We start from the raw sequence: 5,097 nt of genomic DNA on the forward strand, positions 1-5,097 counted from the left end.
ATCTCAGTCGGAGATTGAACTCCCACTGAGAAAGATTTGTTATTACTCACCATTTGCAGAAGTGGGAGTCTCAACTCAGACTGAGATAAAAGCCCCGGCAGCAGAGTGATAAGAACATTCTGTTACCGGGGGAAATTTTTGAACTGTCGTTCAAGAAGTTATCGTTTGTGCAAAGCACAAATTTATTTCTGGTTTTCTTTTGCCAGTTCCTGCATTCTCATTGCACGAACTTTTAACGGCAGACCGAATAATGTAATGAATCCATCTGCATCGTGATGATCGTAAAGGTCACCGGTTGTAAAGCTTGCCAGAGATTCACTGTATAAAGAGTATGGAGAAGTAGTGCCAGCTTTGATGATGTTTCCTTTATAAAGTTTGAATTTAACTTCACCGGTTACATATTTCTGAGTGGATTCTACAAATGCCTGAACTGCCTCACGAAGCGGTGTGAACCATTTTCCTTCGTATACGATCTGAGCCATGCGGTTACCCATATCTTTCTTAACATCCATAGTAGCACGGTCAAGAGTCAGCTCCTCTAACTGTTTCTGAGCCTCAAGTAAGATTGTTCCGCCAGGAGTCTCATATACACCACGGGATTTCATACCAACGACACGGTTCTCAACGATATCAATGATACCGATACCATGTTTTCCACCAAGACGGTTCAGCTCACGGATGATATCAGCAACTTTCATTTCTTTTCCGTTTACTGTTTTCGGAACACCAGACTCAAATGTCATAGTAACGTATTCCGGTTCATCCGGTGCTTTCTCCGGAGAAACACCTAATACAAGCAGGTGATCGTAGTTCGGCTCATTGGCCGGGTTCTCCAGCTCCAGTCCTTCATGGCTGATGTGCCATAAGTTGCAGTCACGGCTGTAGCTCTGATCCATAGCGAATGGAAGATCAATGCCATGTGCTTTACAATATTCAACTTCGCCTTCACGGGAATCGATGGTCCACTTCGGATCACGCCATGGAGCAATGATCTTGATATCCGGAGCAAGTGCTTTGATGGAAAGCTCAAAACGAATCTGGTCGTTTCCTTTTCCTGTAGCACCGTGGCAAATAGCAACAGCGCCTTCTTTTCTTGCAATCTCAACTAATTTTTTTGCAATACCCGGACGAGCCATAGCAGTACCAAGTAAATATTTATTCTCATATACAGCGCCTGCCTGAACGCAAGGAATGATGTAATCCTCTGCAAATTCATCGCAGATATCTTCGATATATAATTTGGAAGCACCTGAGTACTGAGCACGCTCCTCAAGTCCCTCTAACTCTTTGCCCTGTCCACAGTCGATACAGCAGCATACTACATCATAGTCGTATGTCTCTTTTAACCACGGGATGATTGCTGTTGTGTCAAGTCCGCCGGAATATGCTAAAATAACTTTCTCTTTCATTGTAATAGTTCCTTTCTTTCTTATCATTAAGCAGATCTGTCTGTCACAGACCGTTTCTTCTGAATATTTTTCTGAAAACAAATTTACCTTTTGTTTTCGACCTGATTCATCATACTACAATCAGAATGAGATTGCAAGTGTAAATTTATACATATTTTGCTTATAAAAATACACCTTTTTATTCAGGACGCACAGAATGGCAAAAAAAGTAAAAAGTCCTTTTCATTTGAAAAAACTTGTGCTATTATTTGATGCAGAGCAAAAAAAACCCGAAAAAGGCAGAATGAATAAAAAACTGAATATATGTATAATTATGCATTCTTATGTATAAAATATGCAAAGCAGAAAATCAATACTTTACGAATTGCGCGAGAAGTATTATTATAAGAAACAGTTCAGTTGAAGATTAAGGAGGATGCAAATGATAAAAGCAGGTATTATCGGAGCGACAGGTTATGCAGGAGCAGAGCTTGTACGTATTCTGATGGGACATAAAGAAGTAGAAATTGTCTGGTACGGATCAAGAAGTTACATTGACCAGAAATATGCATCCGTATATCACAACATGTTTGAGATCGTAGATGCGACATGTCTGGATGATAATATGGAAGCTCTCTGTGAGCAGGTAGATGTGATTTTTACCGCTACACCACAGGGTTTTTTAGCATCTGTTCTGACAGAGAAGATTTTGTCCAAGACAAAGATCGTGGATCTGAGTGCGGATTTTCGTATCAAAGATGTTGCTACTTATGAAAAATGGTACAAGATCGAGCATAAGAGCCCACAGTTCATTGAGGAAGCTGTTTACGGTCTGTGTGAGATTAACCGTGATAAAGTGAAAGGTGCCCGTCTGGTGGCAAATCCGGGATGTTATACAACCTGTTCTATTTTAACCGCTTATCCGCTGGTAAAAGAAGGACTGATTGATCCGGACACACTGATCATCGATGCAAAATCCGGTACTTCCGGAGCCGGTCGTGGTGCGAAAGTAGCAAACCTGTTCTGTGAAGTAAATGAAAATATGAAAGCATATGGTGTGGCAACGCATCGTCATACCCCGGAAATTGAGGAGCAGCTTGGTTATGCGGCCGGCAAAGAGATCGTGATCAATTTCACACCGCATCTGGTTCCGATGAACCGTGGTATCCTGGCAACAGAGTATGCGACTTTAAGGAAGAAGGCAGACGGTTCTCTTCCTGCTTATGAAGAAGTGAAAGCTGCTTATGATAAATATTATGCGAATGAGAAATTTGTTCGTGTTCTGGAAAAAGATGTTGTGCCTGAGACAAAATGGGTAGAGGGCAGCAACTATGTAGATGTTAATTTCAAGATTGATGAGCGTACCGGAAGAATCGTTATGATGGGAGCACTTGACAATCTTGTGAAAGGTGCTGCGGGACAGGCAGTTCAGAATATGAACCTGTTGTTTGGTCTGGATGAAAGCGAAGGATTGAATCTTGTTCCAATGTTCCCGTAAATATATGGAAGGAAACAGGATTTTATGGAAATAAAGATTCGTCCGATGACGATTGAAGATTACGATGAAGTATATGCACTGTGGATGACGATCAAAGGCTTTGGCATTCGAAGCATTGATGATTCCAGAGAGGGAACCGAACGTTTCCTGAAACGGAATCCAACCACAAGTATCGTGGCAGAAGCTGACGGCAAACTGGTGGGCGCGATTTTATGCGGACATGATGGCAGAACCGGATGTTTTTACCATGTATGCGTGAATGAAGCCTATCGTAACCGCGGTATTGGAAAACAGATGGCAACTGCAGCAATGCGTGCCTTACAGAGTGAACAGATCAACAAAGTCAATCTGATCGCATTTAAGAAAAATGAACTTGGCAATCAATTCTGGCAGGAAGAAGGCTGGAAGATGCGAAACGATGTAAATTATTATGACTTTGTTTTAAATGATGAAAACATTACAAAATTCAACGAATAAAAAGCAATGTTTTTAAATGATTTTTCAGATGAACTTTGAAATGAAATAAAAAGATAAAAATAACAGATACAATGATACCGGATATGCATTGAAACATATGTGACAGGTATCTTACAGGAGGATTGGATCATGAAACAGATTACAGGTGGCGCGACAGCGGCAAAGGGATTCCAGGCAGCTTGCACCGCAGCCGGAATCAAATATGAAAATCGTACCGATATGGCAATGCTTTACAGTCAGGTACCATGTCGTGTGGCAGGAACATTTACAACAAATCTTGTAAAGGCGGCACCGGTACTCTGGGATCGGGATATCGTAAAAAACAGTGAATATGCACAGGCAGTTGTTGTTAATGCAGGTATCGCTAATGCCTGCACCGGACAGGAAGGCTTAGATTACTGTCAGAAGACAGCGGATCAGGCAGCAAAAGTGCTTGGTATTCCGGCAAGTGCTGTTTGCGTGGCATCCACCGGTGTCATTGGAAAACAGCTTCCAATCGACCGTATTATGGCAGGTGTTGAGGCATTAGCACCGAAGCTTGCAGACGGTGTGGAAGCAGGAAATGCGGCAGCAAAAGCCATTATGACCACAGATACACACGAAAAAGAAGTGGCAGTGGAATTTGAAGTTGGCGGAAAAACCGTTACTATCGGTGGTATGTGCAAAGGTTCCGGTATGATTCATCCGAACATGTGCACCATGCTTGCCTTTGTGACAACAGACCTTGCAATTTCCAAAGAATTATTACAGGAAGCACTTTCTGCCAATGTCAAAGATACCTTCAATATGATCTCTGTTGACGGAGATACTTCTACAAACGATACTTTGCTTCTGATGGCAAATGGTCTGGCAGGAAATCCGGAGATTACAGAAAAAGGTGCAGATTATGATGCATTCTGTGAGGCGCTGAATTTTGTCAACACGACACTGGCAAAAATGATGGCAGGAGACGGTGAAGGTGCAACTGCATTATTTGAGGTAACTGTTGTCAATGCAGAGACAAAAGAGCAGGCGCAGGTACTTGCAAAATCCGTTATTTGTTCAAGCCTGACAAAAGCAGCTATTTTCGGACATGACGCAAACTGGGGAAGAATCCTCTGTGCCATGGGATATTCCGGAGCGACCTTTGATCCAGATAAAGTAGATCTGTATTTTGAAAGCAAAGGCGGCAAGATCAAACTAATCGAAAATGGTGTTGCACTTGATTATAGTGAGGAAGAAGCAACCAAGATCTTATCCGAGCCGGAAGTGACAGCTATTGCAGATCTGAAGCTTGGTGAAGCACAGGGAACTGCATGGGGCTGTGATCTGAGCTATGATTATGTAAAAATCAATGCGGATTATCGTTCTTAATGAAAATATACTTTGATCTGTTATAGTAAAATATGTGAGAGTGCATAACCAGCTTTTTGTTATAAACAGAAAGGCTGATTTGACAGATGTTTGATAGATAAATAAGAAATAGATATGCATAAAAATGTAAAAAAGTGATTTGTTACAGGAGGACAGATAGATGAACGAAGATAAATACGAAGCATTACGGGCGAAAGCCGAAGTGCTGATTGAGGCATTACCATATATCCAGCGTTTCAACCGCCGGATCATTGTTGTAAAATACGGTGGAAGTGCCATGCTGGATGAAGAATTAAAACAGCGTGTTATTCAGGATGTAACACTGCTGAAACTGGTTGGATTTAAACCGATCATCGTACACGGTGGTGGAAAAGAGATCAG

5 protein-coding genes and 1 pseudogene are annotated in these 5,097 nt (G+C 41.8%); 5 read left to right on the forward strand and 1 reads right to left on the reverse strand.

The features are described 5' to 3' along the window. Positions 1-182 precede the first annotated feature (182 nt). Positions 183-1,409, reverse strand: coding sequence for an argininosuccinate synthase (locus LG34_RS01560; RefSeq protein WP_109214570.1), 1,227 nt, complete (start codon positions 1,407-1,409; stop codon positions 183-185). 196 nt (positions 1,410-1,605) lie between these two features. On the opposite strand from LG34_RS01560, the gene LG34_RS17230 reads away from it, so the two are divergent. The 5 genes and pseudogenes from LG34_RS17230 to LG34_RS01580 form a co-directional block, all read left to right on the forward strand. Next, positions 1,606-1,740 (forward strand): hypothetical protein, encoded by a 135-nt coding sequence (locus LG34_RS17230; RefSeq protein ID WP_270368025.1) that lies wholly within the window; start codon positions 1,606-1,608, stop codon positions 1,738-1,740. Between the two features lie 90 nt (positions 1,741-1,830). Next, on the forward strand, positions 1,831-2,886 hold the full coding sequence (gene argC, locus LG34_RS01565; RefSeq protein ID WP_109214567.1) for an N-acetyl-gamma-glutamyl-phosphate reductase: 1,056 nt from the start codon (positions 1,831-1,833) through the stop codon (positions 2,884-2,886). Positions 2,887-2,910: 24 nt separating this feature from the next. After that, on the forward strand, positions 2,911-3,363 hold the full coding sequence (locus LG34_RS01570; RefSeq protein ID WP_109214568.1) for a GNAT family N-acetyltransferase: 453 nt from the start codon (positions 2,911-2,913) through the stop codon (positions 3,361-3,363). Between the two features lie 129 nt (positions 3,364-3,492). Further along, positions 3,493-4,716 carry a bifunctional glutamate N-acetyltransferase/amino-acid acetyltransferase ArgJ gene (gene argJ, locus LG34_RS01575; protein ID WP_109214569.1) on the forward strand — a complete coding sequence of 408 codons (1,224 nt, stop codon included), beginning with the start codon at positions 3,493-3,495 and terminating at the stop codon, positions 4,714-4,716. Positions 4,717-4,876: 160 nt separating this feature from the next. Beyond that, positions 4,877-5,097: pseudogene (locus LG34_RS01580) on the forward strand (acetylglutamate kinase); the annotation flags it as partial.

The sequence above is a fragment of the Eubacterium ramulus genome, from assembly GCF_003122485.1.
In the GTDB taxonomy this organism is placed as follows: Bacteria; Bacillota; Clostridia; order Lachnospirales; family Lachnospiraceae; genus Eubacterium_I; species Eubacterium_I ramulus_A.

What these genes read in the sequence shown, in the direction of transcription:
- LG34_RS01560 (WP_109214570.1), bottom strand. Translation starts at nt 1,409, where the DNA reads ATGAAAGAGAAAGTTATTTTAGCATATTCCGGCGGACTTGACACAACA.
- LG34_RS17230 (WP_270368025.1), top strand. Translation starts at nt 1,606, where the DNA reads ATGGCAAAAAAAGTAAAAAGTCCTTTTCATTTGAAAAAACTTGTGCTA.
- argC (WP_109214567.1), top strand. Translation starts at nt 1,831, where the DNA reads ATGATAAAAGCAGGTATTATCGGAGCGACAGGTTATGCAGGAGCAGAG.
- LG34_RS01570 (WP_109214568.1), top strand. Translation starts at nt 2,911, where the DNA reads ATGGAAATAAAGATTCGTCCGATGACGATTGAAGATTACGATGAAGTA.
- argJ (WP_109214569.1), top strand. Translation starts at nt 3,493, where the DNA reads ATGAAACAGATTACAGGTGGCGCGACAGCGGCAAAGGGATTCCAGGCA.